Source organism: Alteribacter lacisalsi, assembly GCF_003226345.1.
Classification (GTDB): Bacteria; Bacillota; Bacilli; order Bacillales; family Salisediminibacteriaceae; genus Alteribacter; species Alteribacter lacisalsi.
On the sequence record NZ_PDOF01000001.1, the window covers coordinates 253073 to 273980 of the forward strand.

The window sequence follows — 20908 nt, forward strand, 5'->3', positions numbered from 1 at the left end:
TTGAGACGAATAAAATATATACCGACTCCTGCGGGAAGAAAAGCGCAGGTGAGACCCCTTAAGTAGCGAAGCACACGGCTCATCCGCTTCCCGCGGGAGGCGGCATATATTTCAGGAGCGAATGAATCACACCATATATAAGTATGAGTTTTCGTCCTTAAAAAACACTTCTGTCCAAATTTCGGACTTTATTCCTTTTTTGCACGGAGGGAAAAGCCTTCCGATTTCCCTATCTGTGTCTGTCGAATGAGCTGATGACCGAATACTGAAGCACCGGTCACAAGGACGCCCTGAATAAACGAAGCTAGCGAAAATCCAAGGAGAAGACCAGTTAGAATGATCCCTGCTCCGAGAAGGAGGTAGGGGATAATCCAGTCCCTGATAATGGGTGTCTGTTTAATAATTTTTCCCAGAATCATCAGCACGGGAATAAGAATGAGAGCATCATCAACAACGAAGCTTATAAAATCCATTTACACTCAGCCCTTCATTTGGTTTTACATAAATATAGGACACGTATCGGGAAATAGAACTGCGGACAAACTGCAAATTTTTCCCGGTGTAAAGCTCTTTTTCAGGCAGGTGATTGAATCGTCTGTTATTTCCTGCTATTCTTAAAGGTGCTAAGGTGGGATGAATAATGGGATTTAGAGATACCGTGAGAAAATACATAAGCAGCAGTACAGAAACAAGGGAAGATCACTCCGATGAAAACCTGCAGACACATTACTATAAATCTTCGAAAGATAAAGTCCTGAAAGAAGTCGAGGCCATGATCGGCCAGCGTCAGGGACTGACGGTTCAGTCTGTTTCCACAGAGCGGGGCGAAATTATCATCCGTTCGGATTCAGGCAAAAGCGTGTTTATGGTTGTGACTGTGATTATGGTTCGTCCGTACAGGACAGCTGTTGATTTTTCTGTTACGACCGACACGGTAATGCCGACCGATTTCGGGTACAGCCGTAAGCTTGTTTATGAGATGTACAAAAGTCTGAACGGCCGCCTAACATTTGTCGGTACCGGCCTTGGAGAAGATTTAACGAAGGGGCTTTAAACGGCCGACAGAAAGGGAGAGGATCCTATGAAGTGTCCAAGCTGCCAGAATAACGGGACCCGGGTGCTTGATTCCCGTCCGAGTGACGAAGGCCGTTCAATAAGGAGACGCCGTGAATGCGATGGCTGCGGCTACCGTTTTACCACGTTTGAACGGGTTGAAAAAACCCCGCTGATTGTGGTGAAAAAAGATGGAAACCGTGAGGAATTCAGTAGGGAAAAAATGCTTCGCGGGCTGATCCGGGCATGTGAAAAACGTCCGGTACCGCTTGAAAAGCTTGAAGCGGTAACCGATGAAGTGGAGCGGGAGCTGAGAAACCGGGGCGGTGCAGAAGTCGACAGCCATGATATCGGCGAACAGGTAATGGAGCATCTGGCTTTAATTGACGACGTCGCTTACGTGCGCTTTGCCTCTGTTTACCGCCAGTTTAAGGATATTAACGTATTTGTTGATGAATTAAAGGATCTGCTGAAAAAAGCTGAACGAAAAGACGAAGAGTGAGAGAGCTTTCCCCGGCGGGAAGCTCTTTTGTTCTTTCCTGGTGCGAGATTTGTTAGAGGCAGGGACGACTCTCTGGTACAATAGGGAGAGATTAAATTCAGAACAGGATGGATGTTGTATGCACTGGAAAGAGCTGCTGCCGATTGACCGGTACGTTGTACAGATGAAAGACCGCCTTCACGAAACGGACCGTGATGTACTGACACTGCTGTATCAGCCGTTAATCGGGTCACTCGCCTACAGTCTTTACCTGACGCTCTGGGCGGAAGCAGAGGGGAGTCCAGGGGCGGACCGGGAAAGGAAACATCAAACACTGATGGTGCTGACAGGGCAGCCGCTGGATCAGCTTTTTCAGGAACGAAAAAAACTGGAGGCAATTGGGCTGATGGCCGCATACAGAGAAAAATCAGATGATGAAGTTCTCTACATTTATGAATTGAGAAAACCGCTCACCCCGGCAGGCTTTTTCCAGGATGATCTGAGTGTATTTCTTTATAACCGTTTGGGAAAAGAACAGTTCAGGCGTGTCCGTGACCGTTTCACAATCGACAGGAAAAGTCTGGAGAATGCAGAAGAAGTGACCCGCTCTTTTGACGAGGTCTTTAAGAGCCTTCACCAGTCCGAAATGGTATCATACGATGAGGAATTCCGATCAGGGACCGATAATCTCCGCGGCGGGCAGAAGGCCGGGGAGGGTTATTCGTTTTCCGGAAGTGAGTTTGATTACGACCTGATGCTGGCGGATCTGCCTCCTTTTATAAACAAAGAGACCCTGAGTAAGGAAAAGGTAAAGCGGACGGTCACACAACTGGCCTTCGTTTATAAAGTGGAGCCCCTTGAGATGAGCAAGTTCATACAGGATACGATCCTTCATGAGGACGACCTTGACGTGGCCGCTCTGAGAAAGCAGGTACAGCGCCGTTACCGTATGCTTTACAGCCAGAACCCGCCGAGTCTTGCCCTCCGCAGACAGCCGGCACATCTTGTGACCCAGCAGAAAGAACCGGAAACCGAATCGGAAAAGATGGTTCATTATTACGAGAACACGTCCCCGATGGAAATGCTCCAGAATGTGAGTGACGGGGCCAAGGTTCCGCCGGCAGATATGGAAATCGTAGAGCATCTGATGATGGATTACCGTCTTTCCCCCGGGGTAGTGAACGTTCTGATTGACTATATTCTTATGATTAACGAAATGAAGCTCACAAAGGGCTTTGCCGATAAAATTGCGGGGCAGTGGTCCCGGAAAAACATCAAGACCGTGAAAGACGCAATGGAAATTGCGAAACAGGAGTACAAAAACCGTAAAGAGTTCACAAAAGCAAAAAAAGAAGGCCGCATGTCTCAAGGCGGAGGGGCCAGGAAAAAGCCAGTCCGAAGAGAACGGCTGCCGAAGTGGCTTGAAGATCAGAAAACCAGGGAATCTGACGATGGAAAATCTTCTGACGCTGCACCAGGCGCCGCCCCTGACCTTGAGAAAAAAAAGGAAGAGCTTGCTAAACTGAAACAGAAGTACCAGAAGAAAAAGTAAGGAGGCTGCCAGATGGACCCGATCGGAAAATCAATCCGCAAACTTTCCGGAGGCGATTTTGAAAAGCGGTTTGAAGCGCTTATTCAGGACGTGCTCAGGGACGGACGGATTCAGGCATTTTTAACAGAAAACAAAGACGTTACCCGCGATCAGGTGGAGCGGCATCTGAGTGACCTTTTTCAGTATAAAAAAGAGTGGGACAACTGTGACCACTGTCCGGGTCTGGACCTTTGTCCAAACCTCATGAAGGGCTACCAGCCGTCACTCAGCATGCAGCGGGAGGATATTCAGATCAGCTATCACCCCTGCCAGTTGAAACGGAGAGCCGACGAGCGGAAAAGGCAGGCTTCATTTATTAAAAGTCTGTATATACCTAAGGAAATTGTGGCGGTTACATTCGATGATATAGATGAGGATAATGAATCGCGAATTGAAGCAATTGCAAAAGCGATGCAGTTTTCCCATGAAACTGTCCCTGGTGAAACGGGGCGGGGACTCTACATTACCGGCTCGTTTGGTGTTGGTAAAACATACTTGATGGGTGCTGTAAGCAATGCTCTTGCCGAACGGGAAATTGAATCCATGATCATCTATACTCCTGATTTTTTCCGTGAACTCAAACAGGGCATTAATGATGGCACGTATCAGGATAAGCTGGATATGGTGAAGCGGGCGCCGGTCCTTATTCTCGATGACATCGGTGCTGAAACGATGAGTGCCTGGGTCCGGGACGATATTCTCGGTGCGCTGCTCCAGTACCGCATGATGGAGAAACTTCCGACTGTTTTCACATCCAATTACGATATGAATGAGCTTGAAGCCCATCTTTCCTACACGAACAGAGGCGGCGTGGAAAACATCGAAGAGCTGAAGGCGAAGCGAATTATGGAGCGGATCCGCCACCTGAATGAGGAAGTGACGATGACCGGAGAAAACAAGAGACGATTCTAGATGCCGGGATTCACCGATTCGGAACATTGCCCAGGAAAACTTCCGAGGCCGGCCCTTGGAGCCGGCCCCTTTCTCTGTTTTTTTGAATCGCATTTATGTTACGATAGTATTATTGATTGATAGCATTTCAGGATGGGGGATTTAAATATGAGCGTTGATCACATCTTAGAGCGTGCACTGGCAGGCGAACGACTTTCTGTAGAAGACGCGATTGTGCTGTACGAAAGCGATGAAACAGAAAAAATCGGAGCCGCAGCCAACGAAATGATGAAGAAATGGCACCCGGAACCGGTCACAACCTTTGTGATTGGGCGAAACGTTAACTATACAAACTTCTGTGATACTTACTGCCGATTCTGTGCTTTTTACCGTCCGCCTGGACATGAAGACGGTTATGTCCTTGATGACGATGTGATTTTCCAGAAGATCCAGGAAACAATCGATGTTGACGGTACGGAAATACTTATGCAGGGCGGAACAAACCCTGATCTTCCGTTCAGCTACTATACGAATCTGTTAAAAGAGATTAAGAAACGCTTTGATATTACGATGCACTCATTTTCCCCGGCAGAAATCTGGAAAATGGTCGAAGTGTCCGGACTTTCACTTGAAGAAGTTCTTAAAGAACTCCACGAAGCGGGGCTTGATTCCCTGCCTGGCGGCGGTGCCGAGATTCTCGACAACCGTACGCGCAAGCGGATCAGCCGTCTGAAAGGGACCTGGGAAGAGTGGATCGAGTGTATGAAAACGGCGAAAAAAGTCGGCATGCACGGAACAGCAACGATGGTGATCGGATTTGGAGAAACGTACGAAGAGCGTGCCCTTCATTTGAGCCGTGTCCGTGACGCTCAGGACGAAACGAACTGTTTCCTGGCGTTCATTCCGTGGACTTTCCAGCCTGACAACACGAACATGAAAGCGGAAAAAGTAACGCCCGATGAGTATCTGAAAAACCTTGCTATCTCACGGCTATTCCTTGAGAACGTACCGAATTTCCAGAGTTCCTGGGTGACGATGGGCCCTGAAGTGGGCAAGAAATCACTTGAGTACGGCTGTAATGACTTTGGAAGCACAATGATTGAGGAAAACGTTGTTTCTGCTGCAGGCGCAACGCATAAAGTGGACACGAATCTCATCCTCCGCCTCATCCGTGAAGCCGGCAAAACACCGGCTCAGCGTGATACGAAATACAACACCCTCCGTGTGTTTGAAGGCGACACACAGGCGGAAAGAGATTTTATAATGCAAAATTGATACAGATTTTTTCCGGGGCCGGGCACAGGCTCCGGATTTTTTTATTTGCCTTCATCGAGCGTGCTCTGAATTTATAAGCGAAAAAATTAGTTTATAAGCGGAAATACGATTATAATAAGCAACTTTCAGAATTTATAAGCTGAAATTACGGTATATAAGCGAAAATAAAAATCATGCTCCACCCACCATCAACGCCCGTTCATCCCCCATCCTCTCCTGATAAAAAGGACCACAGGAAATAAAAGAAGGAAATCACATGATATATATCGAAACAGTAAAGCGGACTTTTAACAGGAGAGGACTGATCCATTTTGATGAATTTTCAGGATATGCCCTACGAGCGGCCTGATCTTGAACAGGTGAAAACGGAGTTTAACGGATTGCTTAAGGAGTTTACTGCGGCAAAAAGCTTTGAAGAGCAGGATGCATCACTTGCGGCAATCAATAAGCTCCGCAGTCGGGTGGATACCCAGTGCAGCCTTGTTTACATCCGCCATTCGATTGATACGAACGATGAATATTATAAGAAGGAACAGGAATACGTGGACGAAATTATGCCCGAAATGCAGGGGCTCCAGACTGAGCTGTACCGTGAGCTTGTCAAGGCCACCTTTCGAAGCGAGCTCGAGGAAAAGTGGGGAGGGCACCTCTTCCGTTTAGCGGATGTGGCGCTGAAAACCTTTGATCCGGAAATCATCGGGGATCTTCAGAGAGAAAATAAACTGACCACCGAATACAACCAGCTGATAGCGTCGGCGAAAATTGATTTTCAGGGTGAAGAACTCACGCTTTCTGAACTTACGCCGTATGAAATGAATCCTGACCGTACAACACGGAAAGCAGCGGCGGAAGCGAAATTCGGTTTCCTGAGCAGCCATGAAGCGGACTTTGACCGCATTTATGATGAGCTTGTTCAAATTCGTACGAAGATGGCTAAAAAGCTCGGTTACGACTCCTTTACTGAACTCGCCTATGCACGGATGAGCCGGACCGATTACGGAGCAGAGGAAGTAGCGCGTTTCCGAGAGCAGGTAGTGGAATCCATCGTGCCTGCTGCCACCCGTCTTCGTCAGAGACAGAAAGAAAGAATCGGTGTAGAGGAGCTCAACTATTATGATGAGCCGTTCTCCTTTTCAACAGGAAACCCGTCTCCGAAAGGCGATCCGGACTGGATTATTGAAAACGGCGAAAAAATGTACCGTGAACTGTCTCCAGAAACAGACGAGTTCTTTACGTTCATGAAAAAATATAACCTAATGGACCTTCTCAGCCGGAAAGGAAAACAGAGCGGCGGGTATTGTGCCGGTCTGAGCGACTATAAGGCTCCATTTATATTTGCCAACTTCAACGGTACCTCAGATGATATTGATGTGCTGACCCATGAAGCCGGGCACGCGTTCCAGGGGTATGAGAGCCGGAACTTTGAAGTGCCGGAATACGCATTTCCGACAATGGAGGCTGCAGAAATCCATTCCATGAGCATGGAGTTTTTCACGTGGCCCTGGATGGAACTGTTCTTTAAGGAAGACGTAGAGAAGTACAAGTTTAACCACCTTGCGTCAGGTATTTTGTTCATTCCTTACGGGGCAGCGGTTGATGAATTTCAGCACTACGTATACGATACACCGGAAGCTTCCCCTGAAGAGCGTAAGGCGAAGTGGCGTGAAATCGAGCGTAAGTACCTCCCTCACCGGAACTACGAATCCAACAGTTACCTGGAAGGAGGCGGATACTGGCAGCGTCAGGGCCACATTTTCGGTGTGCCGTTCTATTACATCGACTACACACTCGCCCAGATTTGTGCGTTTCAGTACTGGAAAAAGATGAACGATGACCGCGATGAAGCGTGGAATAGTTATTTGAGTCTCTGTAAGGCGGGAGGAAGCCGTTCTTTTACCGGTCTGACTGAGCTTGCCGGTCTTGATTCCCCTTTTGAAAAGGGATGCGTTGACGCGGTGATCGGAGATATGGAGGAATGGCTGAATAAAGTGGATGATAAAGCCTTATAAATTAAGGTTCAATACTGCGAGTCTGGGACATAAGTAAAGTGTTGAGGTGAAAATCCGAACAAACGCTGTAAAGCGGATGAAAGATACACTGACTCCTGCTGGAGGAAAAGCGCAGAGGCTCAGCCGCTTCCCGCGCAAAGCAGCGTATCTTTCATGAGCGGTTAGTTGCGCCGCCTGAAGATTGTTCGGATTTTCATCCTTCAAAACACTTTTGTCCCAGGCTCGTTTCATATTTTTAACTTATCCGGATGAACATAAAACGTTTTTCCTGTTCTGAACATAAAACAGGGACAGCCCCATATATATGTACTAGATGTATGCAAAGAGTTGATGAACAGAGACGGTACACGCCATGAGCCTCAACTCGGATGCACGTTAGGGAGGGGCTGCCGTTGGTAACGATCGAGTTTGAAACGAAACACCAGTGCAGGAGTTGCTTTTCGCAGTTGAAGACGTCGCTCGAGACATTTGATCAGTTAAAAAGAGAAGTTTTTCTTTCCAGAGATGAAGCCGAAACACGGATTCATATTGTCCTTCAACATACCTGCAGTGAAGAACGGATGAATGCTTTGTCCATTCTTGCAGCAGTGATGGCCAATTACACGCTTAAGCGTCATTTGCCTGTCTGGCTTGAGGAAGTTGTCCGATGCCGGTTTTTCTATGACGAACCGGGGGAAGCGGAAACGATTATCGCCATAGCCAGGGAACTTCTGGCCGGTGAGCATACAGAGATTCAGCTGGAAAAGAGCCTGCCTGCTCTTCAGCGCTCGCTTTATACCCATTTCTATACGGTGCTGAAGGAAACCGAGCAATTTTCTTATGCTTCTTTTATCCAGTTCCGTCTTCGTGAACTGAAAGACGATCTCGTTGAATGTGTCGAGTGGGCGATTGATGAATTCAAGATGGAACAGGAATACCAGATGATGGTGGATGCATGCCGCGACTATCTAAAGGAAAACCAGCCCTTGTTTGACGCTGTCCACGTGAATCTTGACGATGAACCGGCTTCTTTCTATGACGATGACGGGACACGCTTTTCAAATAACGACATTCTTGATCTCCTTGATGATGAAGTGACGTTTGACGGATCACTTCCTGTTTCAGAAAGAATCATCAGTCCCCTTGTAAGCATGGCTCCAGAGAAACTGAATCTTTACTGCAGCGGGAATGAAGATGAAGGGTATGTGATCCGGACCCTGCTTGCTATTTTCGAGGAACGGGTTACGTTTTGTCAGGAGCCATACAGAAAGCACCAGTGAATAAATAACAGATGAAGCGGGCAAATTGGCAGATAAGCCATACTTGCCCGCTTCTTTTTCTGCAGGTAAATCTTGATTTTACGTATTTGTGTGATTATAATACAAATTATAACTGATATTAATAAAGTACTGATGAGGACATGATCTGTTTTACGGCTCATTAGAGAGGGAGGTCATCGGCTGGAAGCCTCCTGAGCACAAGTGGAACACGATTACCGCCTCTGAACTTCAGCAGGGAACCGCCCGCCCGGGGGCTCAATAACTGCTGACGGCTTGCCCCGTTACAGGTACAATGAAGCCGGATATTTTCTGTCCGGAAATCAGGGTGGAACCACGGGTTACTTACATACAGCACTCGTCCCTTTTGCGGGAGGAGTGTTTTTTATATGCAGAAAAACACTTATGCAGCAAGAGACATGCTTAAAACAATAAGCTCTTTTCGTAAAGATTGTTGTTTTAACTATCTTTAATTTCGCAGCGAAAGGCCGCGACTCCTGCGGGAAAAGCAACAACGAGCAACTTCATCACGAATAGGCTGCGAGTTGCTTCGACGCATGTACCTCGGAGCTGGACTGGAAGAGGAAGAAGCAGAAAAGCTCCCGAAGAGGCTGAGGCGTTGCCCGCGGAAAGCGTCGGCCTGCAGCGCAGAAAACAACAATTTATCCGAAAACAGCCAAACAACAAAAGGAGTGATTTCAGATGGCAGAAGTAAAACAGCAAATTCAGCTGACGTTTCCAGACGGCAATGTGAGAGAGTTCGAGGCCGGTACGACAACCGAAGACGTGGCTGGTTCCATTAGCCCGGGGCTGAAGAAAAAAGCGCTTGCCGGAAAGCTGAACGGACAGCCGGTAGATTTAAAAGAACCTCTTAGTGAATCCGGGAAAATTGAAATTGTGACGCTTGACAATGAGGACGGACTCGAAATTCTGCGCCACAGTACGGCTCACCTCCTTGCCCAGGCGGTGAAACGTCTTTTTGACAATGTGAAACTTGGCGTCGGTCCTGTCATTGAAGGCGGCTTCTATTACGATATCGACATGGAGCATACTCTGACGCCGGAAGATCTTCCGAAGATTGAAAAGGAAATGAAACGCATTGCCGATGAGAATCATGCGATAGAGCGTAAGGAAGTATCCCGTGAGGAAGCCGTGCGCCGCTATGAGGAAATCGGAGATGATCTAAAGCTTGAGCTCCTTGAGGATATTCCTGAAGGGGAAAAAATCAGCATTTACGAACAAGGTGAATTTTTCGATCTTTGCAGAGGCGTGCACCTTCCGTCAACAGGGAAAATTAAGAAGTTTAAGCTCATGAACATTAATGGTGCGTACTGGCGCGGAGACAGCAAGAATAAGATGCTGCAGCGGATCTACGGTACAGCTTTTGAAAAGCAGGGACAGCTGGATGCGCATCTGAAAATGCTTGAGGAAGCAAAAGAGCGTGACCATCGGAAACTGGGACGCGAACTGGGCATTTTCACCGTCAACCAGAAAGTGGGCCAGGGGCTGCCGATCTGGCTTCCGAACGGAGCAACCATTCGCCGCACGGTCGAGCGCTACATTGTTGATCTTGAGGAACGTCTCGGCTACAGCCACGTATACACACCGGTACTTGGAAGCTCGGAGTTATATAAAACATCCGGCCACTGGGATCATTACCAGGACGACATGTTTCCTTCCATGAAGATGGACAACAACGAGGAACTCGTTCTTCGCCCGATGAACTGCCCGCATCATATGATGGTGTATAAAAACCAGAAATACAGCTACCGGAACCTGCCTGTGCGGATTGCCGAGCTTGGAATGATGCACCGCCATGAAATGAGCGGGGCGCTTGCGGGACTGCAGCGTGTTCGTGCCATGACACTGAATGACGCCCATATTTTCTGCCGTCCGGATCAGATGAAATCCGAATTTATCCGTGTTGTTGAACTGATTCAGAACGTCTATAAGGATTTCGGAATCGACAACTACTACTTCCGTCTCAGCTACAGAGATCCTGAGGACAAAGAGAAGTACGTGGATAACGATGAAATGTGGAACAAAGCCCAGGCGCTCCTTAAAGAAGCGATGGACGATATGAACGTCGAGTATGTGGAAGCAGAAGGCGAAGCAGCTTTCTACGGGCCGAAGCTTGACGTGCAGGTGAAGACAGCCCTCGGGAAGGACGAAACCCTTTCTACTGTCCAGCTTGATTTCCACCTTCCGGAGCGCTTTGATCTCACATATGTCGGAGACGACGGAAACGAGCACCGACCGGTCGTCATCCACCGTGGTGTTGTGTCCACGATGGAGCGCTTTGTGGCTTTTCTTCTCGAGGAGTACAAAGGGGCTCTTCCAACCTGGCTGTCACCTGTGCAGGTACAGCTGATCGGCGTAAGCGATGTTCACGATGAGTATGTGGAAAAAGTGGAAGATGAGCTCCGTCAGGCCGGGGCCCGTGTTCATGTGGATGCCCGTAATGAAAAGCTCGGTTATAAAATCCGTGAAGCTCAGATGCAGAAGATCCCTTTCATTCTTGTACTGGGAGACAAGGAAATCGAAGCAGAAAGTGTTAATGTCCGCCGTTATGGGGAAAAAGACACAGAAGTCGTGTCCCTGAAGGATTTCATTTCCAGGATTGAATCAGATATTAAAGAACGTAAATAATGCTCTGTCACGCCGGATTCCGCCAGGGTCCGGCGTTTTGACTGAAACCGGGAAAACCAGTCAATTATTACTTAAATAGAAAATAGTCCCCCATAAATAGACACACGTTTACAGGAACAGACTCCTAAATCAAGGGGAAAAGGCCGATTGAATACGGGTACGGTTAGGGGTACAATGTAGAAAATTCTTTAAATTCTGACACAGGAGGAAACCAGAATGGACCATTCGGGTATTTCATCAGAAACAATTGAAAACCTCGCTGCGCATCTGACGGAATGCTCTGCCGGTTTTGATCTGGAAATGGCAATCAGTCAGATGCCTGAAACGGAACATGCCTCCCTCCTTCTTACCGTCATTGACGGCGATGGAAAGGTTCTTGAAAGCAATAGCCGTTTTCATGATGTGTTCGGTATTCTGGACCAGGAAGCAGTGAAATTGTCCACAGCGGAACTGCTCTCTGCCCTCTCATCAAATGGAACCGCTACAGGTACGGTGCATCGTGATGAATGGACCCTCCCGCTGAATGAAGGTGAAGACAACGTAAAAATGTCCGTGGCAGCAACACCATTACATAAAGAAGAAGGGCCGGTTTTAGTTGCAGCTGTGCCTCAATGCGACCCCGGAGTGGATCTTCAGGCAGTTATAGAGAATCTTCACACCTTTGTGATGAGAATTGCCGCAGACTCCGAAAAGGGAATCACCGTGACTTATCTGGAAGGAAAACTTGCAGGAAAAGTAGGACTCACACGGGTCACTGAGCCAGGCGTCCCTCTGTTTGACCTTATGCCGTGTGAAGACGAGCAGACGGTCAGGCATTATTATGAGCAGGCATTTGCCGGTGAGAAACAGGAATTTACGTTTAGAATTTCCCGCTTTACCCTTGCTGCTTACGTAACTTTGTTAAATGGTGAATCAGGCCGCAAAGAGGCAGTTGTATCTGTTCAGGATATTACCTCCCTTAAACAGTCTGAAAATGCAGTGGAGAGCATGGCTTTTCAGGATCCGCTGACAGGGCTTCCAAACAGAAGACTCCTTGCGAAAGAGCTGGCTGATCTGACAGAAAATCCAAACTCCCTCCATTCTGAAACAGGCCTGATCAGTATTGATATTGATCATTTCAAAAACATCAATGATTCAATCGGCCACACAGCAGGTGACCGTTTTATTATGATGACAGCGGAACGGCTCAGCAGACTCGTGAACACCCACAGTCTAAGCCGGATGAAGCTGTACCACTTGGGCGGTGATGAATTTGTCATACTTGCGTCCGGTGTTGAGACATATGCCTTTGAGACTCTTCTTGAGAGGATCGACCTCCTTTTTGACGAACCCTTTCTTTATAGGGAAGGGGAGTTCCATCTGCGTGCCAGTATGGGAGCCTGTCTGATTTCTTCGTCCACAGAGCCGGACGAACTTCACAAACATGCGGATATGGCTTTGAATCAGTCCAAAAAAGCAGGCGGCAATCGCTACACGTTCTTCACAGGAAAGATGCAGGATGAATTTCTATACAGTGTCCGGCTTGAGAATGGCCTGCGCCAGGCTGTAAAAGACGGGGGAAAGGAATTTATCCTCTATTATCAGCCGGTTATCGATGCAGATGGTGAAAAAATTACCGGATGCGAGGCGCTGATCAGATGGAACCACCCTGAAATTGGACTTGTACCTCCGAATGATTTTATAAAAATTGCCGAGGAGAGCGGACTGATCATTCCAATTGGGGAGTGGGTGATCCGGCAGGTATGTGTGCAGATTAAGGAATGGGATGCAGCTGGTCTGGATCCGGTTACCGTATCGATCAACATCTCAAGCGAACAGTTCCAGGATGCTTCTTTTGTCGGAGATTTTATCTCAATTCTCAGGGAGGAAGACGTACCCTTCAACCGGATTCAGCTTGAGATGACCGAAAATGGTCTGATGGAGGATACGAAAGAAACCCTTCAGACACTTGCCGAACTGAAACGGAACGGGATTGCGATTGCCATTGATGATTTCGGCACAGGGTATTCTTCTCTCAGCTACTTGAAGCAGTTTGAGGTTCAGACGCTGAAGATCGACCAGTCATTTACGAAGGAGTTAACAGATAACCAGGGGGACAAGGCTATTGTGACAGCAACAATCCAGCTGGCGAAAAGCCTGGGGCTGAACGTGGTAGCTGAAGGTGTAGAAACAAAGGAAGTTTCCCTTTACTTAAAGAATCTCGGCTGTCCCCACCTGCAAGGGTTTTATTACAGCAAGCCTCTTACGCCGGTTCTATTCGAAAAGTTCATTACCCGGCCGGCAGCCCAGTAGCCCTTGAACTTTTGTCAGGCACTTGCAATTTTCCGTAAGCTGGGGTACACTGTTTAACGATTCAGCAAAACCTTTCAAGGGCTTTTGTTGACATTCAGAATTAACTTGTGCTATTCTTTTTAAGTGAACAAAATAAGGAAACAAAGCAAGCAGAAGCGCCCGCTTCTCACCTGATTGACGCTATAGGCAGTTGACAGGTTTTGACGTATTCTAACGATGTACTTCAGAAGTGTGGGCGTATTATGCGCTCATGCTTTTTTTGTGCAGTTTATAGACGACTGCCGACAAAGGGGCGGAACGTTCCGCCCCTGAAGCAGGACTTGCTTTGATCCGGATTTATCTTTTGGAGGTGGCTCAATATTAGTAAGGATATGTTTGTTAACGATTCGATTCGTGCACGTGAAGTCCGTCTCGTCGGAGCAAACGGCGACCAGATTGGTGTAAAGTCAAAGCGTGAAGCGTTGGAAATGGCCCAAAACGCCAACCTTGACCTTGTACTTGTCGCACCGAATGCAAAACCGCCGGTATGCCGGATTATGGATTACGGAAAATTCCGTTACGAGCAGCAGAAAAAAGAAAAAGAAGCTCGTAAAAACCAGAAAATCATTAACACAAAAGAAGTTCGTCTCAGCCCGAATATCGAGGAGCACGACTTCAACACGAAGCTGAAAAATGCTCGTAAATTCCTCAGCAAGGGTGATAAGGTAAAAGCAGCGATCCGTTTCCGCGGACGTGCGATTACACACTCCGAGCTCGGTAAAGTTGTACTTGAGCGTCTTGCTAAAGAATGTGAGGACATCTCTTCCATTGAATCAAAACCGAAGATGGAAGGGCGCAGTATGTTTCTCATTCTTGCACCAAACAACGAAAAGTAATTCTGTTTATAGAAAAAACGCCGGGCATGATGACCACGGTGTTAGAGAGACAACAATTTGACCATTTCTTTTCACCAGACACAGACAACAACCTTTTATCTTTTAACAACAGGGAGGACTTGCAAATGCCTAAAATGAAAACACACAGAGGCGCAGCAAAACGTTTCAAGAGAACGGGAACTGGCAAGCTCAAGCGTTCCCAGGGCTACACAAGCCACTTGGCACAAAACAAATCCACAAAGCAGAAGCGTCATCTTCGCAAAGCTTCCATGGTACACAAGAGCGACCAGAAGCGTATCGACGCTATGCTTCCATAGGTGTAAACCTGAACAGGCAGGATGAACCTGCCGTTAAGAACTGCGCGTTCTAATAGAAATCAACTACACGAAATATTTTCTGAGGAGGGATTACGATGGCTCGAGTAAAAGGCGGTTATGTAGCACGTCGTCGTCGTAACAAAGTATTAAAGCTTGCAAAAGGGTATCATGGTTCCAAGCACCGTTTGTTTAAATCTGCACAGGGACAGGTAATGAAGTCCCTTCAGTATGCATACCGTGACCGTAAACAGAAAAAGCGTGACTTCCGCAAACTGTGGATCACACGTATCAACGCTGCGGCACGCGTAAACGGTCTTTCCTACAACCGTTTCATGCACGGTCTTAAGCAGGCGGGAATCGAAATGAACCGTAAGATGCTTGCGGATATCGCGATTAACGATGAGCAGGGCTTTGCAGCACTTGCTGAAAAAGCAAAAGCAAACCTTAAGTAATAAATAAACAGATAGTAAATTGAACAGGAGCGGCAGCACCTGTTTCACTTAAAACAAGAAAGTCACTCTCATACGGGAGTGACTTTCTTTGTTAGCGGGAATAAGATAGCTAAGACACACGGAAGGCGGTTCCACAATGGAGCAGGCAGTTATACAGCTGTTACTCGTTTATTATGTGATTGTTAACACAGCCGGCTTTTTTATCATGTGGTATGATAAGCAAAAAGCACGGAAAGCCAAAAGGCGGACTTCGGAACAGGCGCTTTTTACATGGGCTAGCTTTGGTGGAGCTGCAGGTATGCTGATCTCTTCAAGACTGTTCCGTCATAAAACACAGAAAGCTGCTTTTAAAATCGGACTGCCGCTTTTTATTCTGATGCACGCAGCCCTGAGCGTTATACTTGTCTGGGCCGGCGGAGTTCTCGGACCGTAAAAAGCCGTTCCGATCAGAGTGATTTACAAAGAAATTTCCCGTTCCACATAGATTGTCTGAAGCACTCATAGAAATAGGGTAAGCGCGAGAGGAGGAGAAACAACACCATGAATGATTTCATCGAAGGCATCCCGGCACTAATAGAACGAGCAGGATGGCTGGCCCCTCTGATTTTTATTCTCCTTCATCTGATTCGACCGTTTTTATTTATTCCTGTTATTGTTCTCTGCGTTGCCGGCGGTTACTTTTTCGGATTCTTCTATGGCAGCCTGTATTCTCTGGTCGGACTAACCCTCATGAGCTTCTCTTTTTACAAAGTGGTCGATTATTTTCCATCACTGCGGAACAGGATGTCGAACATGAAACAGAAGGTGTTTAAAAATCGTCAAATGACCCTCGGTCAGGTGATGATCCTGAGAATGCTTCCGTTTATGCACTTTCACCTTTTATCCTGGTATCTGATGGAAATGACGGATTCATTTAAGGAATATATGAAGTATTCTTTTGGCGGTTTGATTTTACCGTCATTATTATTTACTTCTTTTGGCCAGGCGATTGGGGAACTGTCTCTTTACGGATCGCTGATCATCCTCACAGCCCTCGGTGTTGTCTTTTATCTTCTCGGACAGAACGGGCCTGTGACGTATAAATGGGAAAAGTTTTTCACCTCCCGTTCCATGTCGGATTAAATTTTAGAGTGGCTGAAGGATTTTTCTTTCAGGCACTCTTTTTTTCATTCCTGTATGTTAACTGTATAATGATTGTAGAAGTGCGGCCGCTGGTAAGCCAGCCCGCATATATCTCCTGAACGGACCGGAATGGTTCCGGTATGGAAAAGGAGTGGAGAGATGTCTCATAATTGGAAGCTTTTTATCGCCTCACTTGGTATCCTCTCATTTACTGCCTGTGCGGCAGCCGAAGGAGAAGACCGCGGCGCAGTAATCGAACAGGAATGGCCGGATATTACAGAACAGGCTGAAGGAACAGAAGTCCGTCTGTACATGTGGGGCGGAGACGAGGCGATAAATAACTATATTGACAACTGGGTTACCCCGCGGGCGGAGGAAAAATACGGCTTGGAACTTTCAAGGGTGCCAATGGATGCACCGGAAGTTCTTCAGCGGCTGCAGACACAGAGACAGGCAGGACAGTCTGATGGCTCTGCCGATGTGATCTGGATTAACGGGGAAAATTTCAGAAATGCAAAAGAGCGTGATCTGCTTGCCGGGCCGTTTACCCACAGACTTCCGAACATGGAAAACTATATTGATGAAGACAGTCTTGACTACCAGGTGGACTTCGGCACACCGGTGGAAGGCTTTGAAGCGCCGTGGGGGAAGGTGCAGTTTGTATTTAAGTATGATCGTAATTACATAGACTCACCGCCATCGACCTTAGAGGAGCTTGCTGAATGGATTGAGGAGAACCCAGGCAGGTTTACCTATCCGGAAGCCACTGATTTTACAGGTAATGCCTTCCTGCGCCATCTCCTATATGCAGGCTATAACGAGCCTGAAGAGCTCTTGCATTCAGAACCTGGAGATGAAGCAGCGGAAAGTGCAGCAGGTGAGATGACCGATTACCTGAACCGGATTAAGCCATCGCTCTGGCGGGAGGGCCAGACCTATCCGGCAAGCCTTACGGACCTTGACCGTCTTTATCAGCGCGGAGAAGTCTGGATGACGATGGGCTATAACGAAGCGAGGGTTACTAATAAAATTGAAGATGGAACGTTTCCTGAAAGTACAGATACGTTTGTTCTGGACAGCGGATCACTCGGAAACGCACACTTTTTAGCAATTCCGTACAATGCTCCGAATACTGCGGGGGCGATGGTTCTGATCAACGATCTGCTGTCACCTGAAGCTCAGCTTGAAAAAATGAACCCGGACGGCTGGGGTGAAAATACGGTTCTGGATCTCTCGAAGCTGAGCGATGATGAACGGCAGGCGTTTGAAAATACCGACCGTGGAGATGCGGTGCTGGATGCCGGTATTCTTGATGATGCCTACCTTCCTGAACCTGACGCAGGGTTTGTACCATGGCTGGAGGAGATATGGTTTGAGCAAGTGGTTACGCCTTAAAAGCCGTCGCTTGATTGTCCTAATACCGGCTTTGTTTATCGCTTTGCTTACCTTTTTTGCCATTCTGCAGGGGCTGATACTCAGCTTCCGGGACAGCTGGAATGAAAGATGGACACTGGAGGGGTATACAGCGGTGTTCAGCCATCCGTTTTTCTGGGACTCTCTCTTGTTCAGTTTTTATGTCACGACAGTGTCAACGATTCTGTCTCTTATCGTCGGAACGGCGCTGGCAAGGATTCTTTACGTGTATCTGAAAAGGCAGAACTGGAAGTGGCTTGCGTGGCTGCCGATGCTGTTTCCTCACTTTGTAGCCGCGTATTTAGTTGTTCTCTTTTTTTCACAGAGCGGATGGATGGCGTCTCTGTTTTATCAGTCAGGCATGCTTGACGCCCCTGGCCAGTTTCCAGTCCTCACGAATGATCAGCGGGGAGTGGGGCTGATCCTGACTTATGTATGGAAGGAAGTACCTTTTGTCATGCTCATGATGCTGCCGGTTTTTTATGAGATGAATCATCGTCTCAAAGATGCGGTAACCACACTTGGAGGCGGCCGTGTCAGAAGGTTTATCGATCTGGAGTGGCAATATCTGAAGCCGGCTCTTTTGGAAACATCGGTTATTATCTATGCGTTTATCATTGGAGCTTTTGAAGTGCCTTATCTGATCGGGGCAACGTACCCTAAAATGCTGCCGGTTCTGTCCTATGAATGGTTTTACGGGGGAGACTGGGGGATGCGTCCGGCTGCTTATGGCATGATCACGCTTGTGAGTCTTTGTATTGTGACACTTTACTATATCGTAAGCCGAACCATTCGCAGACAGCGCAAGCGGATGCAGGAAGGGGGCGGCACAGGATGAAAACAGTTAAAAACATCCTCAGACCTGCAGGGGCGGTCCTTTTTCTCCTGATTTTTGCTGGCCCGATCCTCCTGCTTTTTCTTCAAAGTGTGTCTTCTCCCTGGCGTTTCGGTACACTTTTCCCAGGTGACGTTAATTTCTCCGGCTGGGGCCATGTCCTTTCCGATCCTGTCCTTCAAAATGCTTTGTGGGTAACCGTTTCTATAGGTGTGGCGGTCACATTCATTAATCTTCTCATTGCCATCCCGGCTGCAAGAGTGCTTGCTTCTTCGGAATTCAGGGGGAAATCTATGGTTGACATCATCCTGTTCATGCCGATTCTTGTACCGGTTATTGCGGTGGCGATGGGGCTGCACCTGGCTTTAATCCGACTTGGTCTGGATGACTCCTGGACGGGAGTGGTCCTCGTTCACCTGATCCCGACGGTTCCATATTCGATCCGTATTTTCAGAGCCGGTTTTGAGCGTCTGGGAAAGATGTGGGTAGAACAGGGGCGGACGCTTGGATCGGGAACGTGGCAGACGTTTCGGCTTATTGAACTGCCGCAGCTTGCATCCAGTCTACGGGCCGCTGTTTTTCTAACACTGGTTATTTCTCTGAGTCAGTATGTTCTGACGGTCATTATCGGGGGCGGCAGAGTCGTAACACTCCCGATGCTTTACTATCCTTACGTATCCGGCGGCAGTGATACAATTCTGGCGGCCTTCTCCATTTTGTTTGCTGTTGTGCCCCTCACAGGAGTGCTTGTGATGGAAGCGGTGATGAGACTGCTGGTGCCTTACCGCTTTTACCGTAACTAATTTTAGGAGAGTTGCCTGTGCCATTCCTCGATATTAAACGATTAACAAAATATTATCATGAAGAAGCTGTCTTTCGGGATGTAAGCATGAGATTGGAAAAAGGAGACATCCTTAGTTTAGTAGGTCCTTCAGGTACCGGGAAAAGTACATTTCTTCGCTGCCTTGCAGGTCTTGAGCAGGGAACATCCGGGCAGATCATCATAGAGGGCAGGGATATGACCAATGTAAAAGCCGAGAAAAGACCGGTGGTGCTCATGTTTCAGCAGCCGCTGCTTTTCCCCCACATGACGGTTCTGGAAAATGTGACATACGGACTCAGGATCAGGGGAATAAGAAAAAAGGCATTGCACGAGAAGGGCAGGAGAATGCTCGGAAAAGTATCACTTTCTGACTACGCAGATCGCTACCCTTCTGAGTGCTCCGGGGGGCAGCAGCAGCGTATTGCTCTTGCGCGGGCCCTGATTATAAAGCCGGAACTGCTTCTTCTTGATGAACCATTTTCCAGCCTGGACGAACAGCTCCGGCGGTCGCTTCGCTCCTGGGTCAGAGAGCTGCTGAAAGAAGAGAACATGACCTCGATATTTGTAACTCATGACCGTGAGGAAGCGGTTTTCATAGGGGACAGACTCGCCATTATGGATGGGGGGAGCCTGGTTCAGATCGGGAAAACGAATGAGGTTACGAACGCTCCGGTTTCCTCCCGCGTTAGCACACTGGCAGGAGACGGACTGAATCTCGGTTACGGGTTCGTACCGGCAGAAGACATACAGATGGTGACAGCCGGGAATGACCCGGGGGCAGAGTTTGCCCAGATTGACGGAGTGATTGAGCGAGTATGGCATATGCACGGTGTAAGATTCGCAGAGGTAAGAACCCGAAGGCATTCTGTAAACATTCACAGTCCCAGTGAAGTCTCTGAAGGAGAACAGGTGAACCTGGTCTGGAAAAAAGGTGCCTGCCGGCCATTCAAACTGGAAAAGGACGATAACGATGCTTGATACTCATGCAAGAAAATATGTGCAGCCTCTGATCGGACAAGCGGCCGATCTCCTGCTGAAGTGGAAGCTCACGGCAAATCAGGTAACGGTGATGTCTTTTCTGATCGGCATCACCTCGGGGCTCTGGATTTATTTAGAGCTCCCCTGGCTTGCTGTATCAGTGCTTTGGTTATCCGGTTTTCTCGACGCGGTCGATGGGGCGATGGCAAGAAAAACAAAATCAACAGCATTTGGGACCGTGATGGATGTTACCTTTGACCGTCTCGTGGAAAGCAGTGTTATACTCGGTCTTGCCTTTTTGTACCCGGACGTTATGTGGGCGCTGCTGCTTCTCAGTGTGTCGATCATTTTTTCCATGACGGTGTTTTTAACAGTCGGTGCTGTTTCCGAACAGAAAGGAATGAAGTCCTTTTACTATCAGGCAGGGCTTGCCGAGAGGACGGAAGGTTTTATTCTTTTTACTGTGATGATTCTTTTTCCTTCCATTCTCCTGTACAGTACGCTGGTGTTTCTGTTCGTGGAGGTATTTACAGGGATGCAGCGCATGATGGAAGCGAGAAGAATTCTTGGCCGTGCTGACCGGGGAGAGGGATGAC

20 protein-coding genes and 1 other annotated feature are annotated in these 20908 nt (G+C 47.9%); of the genes, 19 read left to right on the forward strand and 1 reads right to left on the reverse strand.

Features of this window, described 5'->3' with window-relative positions; genetic code table 11:
• Positions 1-188 precede the first annotated feature (188 nt).
• Complete coding sequence (locus CR205_RS01170) at positions 189-473, reverse strand: phage holin family protein (protein WP_110516126.1); 285 nt, start codon at positions 471-473, stop codon at positions 189-191.
• A gap of 167 nt (positions 474-640) precedes the next feature.
• Here CR205_RS01170 and CR205_RS01175 point away from each other — a divergent pair, with 167 nt between their 5' ends.
• The 19 genes from CR205_RS01175 (at position 641) to CR205_RS01265 (ending at position 20907) form a co-directional block, all read left to right on the forward strand.
• Positions 641-1054, forward strand: coding sequence for a DUF1499 domain-containing protein (locus tag CR205_RS01175; RefSeq protein ID WP_110516128.1), 414 nt, complete (start codon positions 641-643; stop codon positions 1052-1054).
• 27 nt (positions 1055-1081) lie between these two features.
• Entirely contained in the window at positions 1082-1555 is a 474-nt protein-coding gene (gene nrdR, locus CR205_RS01180) for a transcriptional regulator NrdR (RefSeq protein WP_110516130.1), read from the forward strand.
• 118 nt (positions 1556-1673) lie between these two features.
• On the forward strand, positions 1674-3086 hold the full coding sequence (locus CR205_RS01185; RefSeq protein ID WP_110516132.1) for a replication initiation and membrane attachment family protein: 1413 nt from the start codon (positions 1674-1676) through the stop codon (positions 3084-3086).
• Between the two features lie 12 nt (positions 3087-3098).
• Positions 3099-4037 (forward strand): primosomal protein DnaI, encoded by a 939-nt coding sequence (gene dnaI / locus CR205_RS01190; protein WP_110516134.1) that lies wholly within the window; start codon positions 3099-3101, stop codon positions 4035-4037.
• A gap of 147 nt (positions 4038-4184) precedes the next feature.
• A complete protein-coding gene (mqnC, locus tag CR205_RS01195; protein ID WP_110516136.1) occupies positions 4185-5291 on the forward strand; it encodes a cyclic dehypoxanthinyl futalosine synthase in 1107 nt (368 codons plus the stop codon).
• Between the two features lie 314 nt (positions 5292-5605).
• Complete coding sequence (locus CR205_RS01200) at positions 5606-7300, forward strand: M3 family oligoendopeptidase (protein ID WP_110516139.1); 1695 nt, start codon at positions 5606-5608, stop codon at positions 7298-7300.
• A gap of 392 nt (positions 7301-7692) precedes the next feature.
• Positions 7693-8559 (forward strand): putative sporulation protein YtxC, encoded by an 867-nt coding sequence (locus CR205_RS01205; protein ID WP_161524628.1) that lies wholly within the window; start codon positions 7693-7695, stop codon positions 8557-8559.
• Between the two features lie 699 nt (positions 8560-9258).
• Positions 9259-11205 carry a threonine--tRNA ligase gene (gene thrS / locus CR205_RS01210; protein ID WP_110516144.1) on the forward strand — a complete coding sequence of 649 codons (1947 nt, stop codon included), beginning with the start codon at positions 9259-9261 and terminating at the stop codon, positions 11203-11205.
• 216 nt (positions 11206-11421) lie between these two features.
• Positions 11422-13497: an EAL domain-containing protein gene (locus CR205_RS01215; protein ID WP_110516146.1), complete on the forward strand. Its 2076-nt coding sequence runs from the start codon at positions 11422-11424 to the stop codon at positions 13495-13497.
• A 141-nt stretch (positions 13498-13638) separates the two neighbouring features.
• Positions 13639-13763, forward strand: a sequence feature (ribosomal protein L20 leader region).
• A 105-nt stretch (positions 13764-13868) separates the two neighbouring features.
• Positions 13869-14372 carry a translation initiation factor IF-3 gene (gene infC / locus CR205_RS01220; RefSeq protein ID WP_110516148.1) on the forward strand — a complete coding sequence of 168 codons (504 nt, stop codon included), beginning with the start codon at positions 13869-13871 and terminating at the stop codon, positions 14370-14372.
• Between the two features lie 125 nt (positions 14373-14497).
• Positions 14498-14689, forward strand: coding sequence for a 50S ribosomal protein L35 (gene rpmI, locus CR205_RS01225; RefSeq protein WP_110516150.1), 192 nt, complete (start codon positions 14498-14500; stop codon positions 14687-14689).
• A gap of 95 nt (positions 14690-14784) precedes the next feature.
• The gene (gene rplT, locus CR205_RS01230) at positions 14785-15141 is read left to right on the forward strand and encodes a 50S ribosomal protein L20 (RefSeq protein WP_110516152.1); all 357 of its coding nucleotides are present in this window, start codon (positions 14785-14787) and stop codon (positions 15139-15141) included.
• Between the two features lie 136 nt (positions 15142-15277).
• On the forward strand, positions 15278-15574 hold the full coding sequence (locus tag CR205_RS01235) for a DUF1294 domain-containing protein (RefSeq protein ID WP_110516154.1): 297 nt from the start codon (positions 15278-15280) through the stop codon (positions 15572-15574).
• Positions 15575-15681: 107 nt separating this feature from the next.
• Entirely contained in the window at positions 15682-16263 is a 582-nt protein-coding gene (locus tag CR205_RS01240; protein ID WP_110516156.1) for a TVP38/TMEM64 family protein, read from the forward strand.
• A gap of 159 nt (positions 16264-16422) precedes the next feature.
• On the forward strand, positions 16423-17658 hold the full coding sequence (locus CR205_RS01245; protein ID WP_110516158.1) for an ABC transporter substrate-binding protein: 1236 nt from the start codon (positions 16423-16425) through the stop codon (positions 17656-17658).
• Positions 17636-18514: an ABC transporter permease gene (locus tag CR205_RS01250; RefSeq protein ID WP_161524629.1), complete on the forward strand. Its 879-nt coding sequence runs from the start codon at positions 17636-17638 to the stop codon at positions 18512-18514. The genes CR205_RS01245 and CR205_RS01250 overlap by 23 nt, the downstream gene beginning before the upstream one ends.
• The gene (locus CR205_RS01255; protein ID WP_110516162.1) at positions 18511-19314 is read left to right on the forward strand and encodes an ABC transporter permease; all 804 of its coding nucleotides are present in this window, start codon (positions 18511-18513) and stop codon (positions 19312-19314) included. The genes CR205_RS01250 and CR205_RS01255 overlap by 4 nt, the downstream gene beginning before the upstream one ends.
• A gap of 17 nt (positions 19315-19331) precedes the next feature.
• Positions 19332-20312 (forward strand): ABC transporter ATP-binding protein, encoded by a 981-nt coding sequence (locus CR205_RS01260; RefSeq protein ID WP_110516164.1) that lies wholly within the window; start codon positions 19332-19334, stop codon positions 20310-20312.
• On the forward strand, positions 20305-20907 hold the full coding sequence (locus CR205_RS01265; protein ID WP_110516165.1) for a CDP-alcohol phosphatidyltransferase family protein: 603 nt from the start codon (positions 20305-20307) through the stop codon (positions 20905-20907). Before CR205_RS01260 ends, CR205_RS01265 begins: the two co-directional genes overlap by 8 nt.
• The last annotated feature ends 1 nt before the right edge of the window (position 20908 follow it).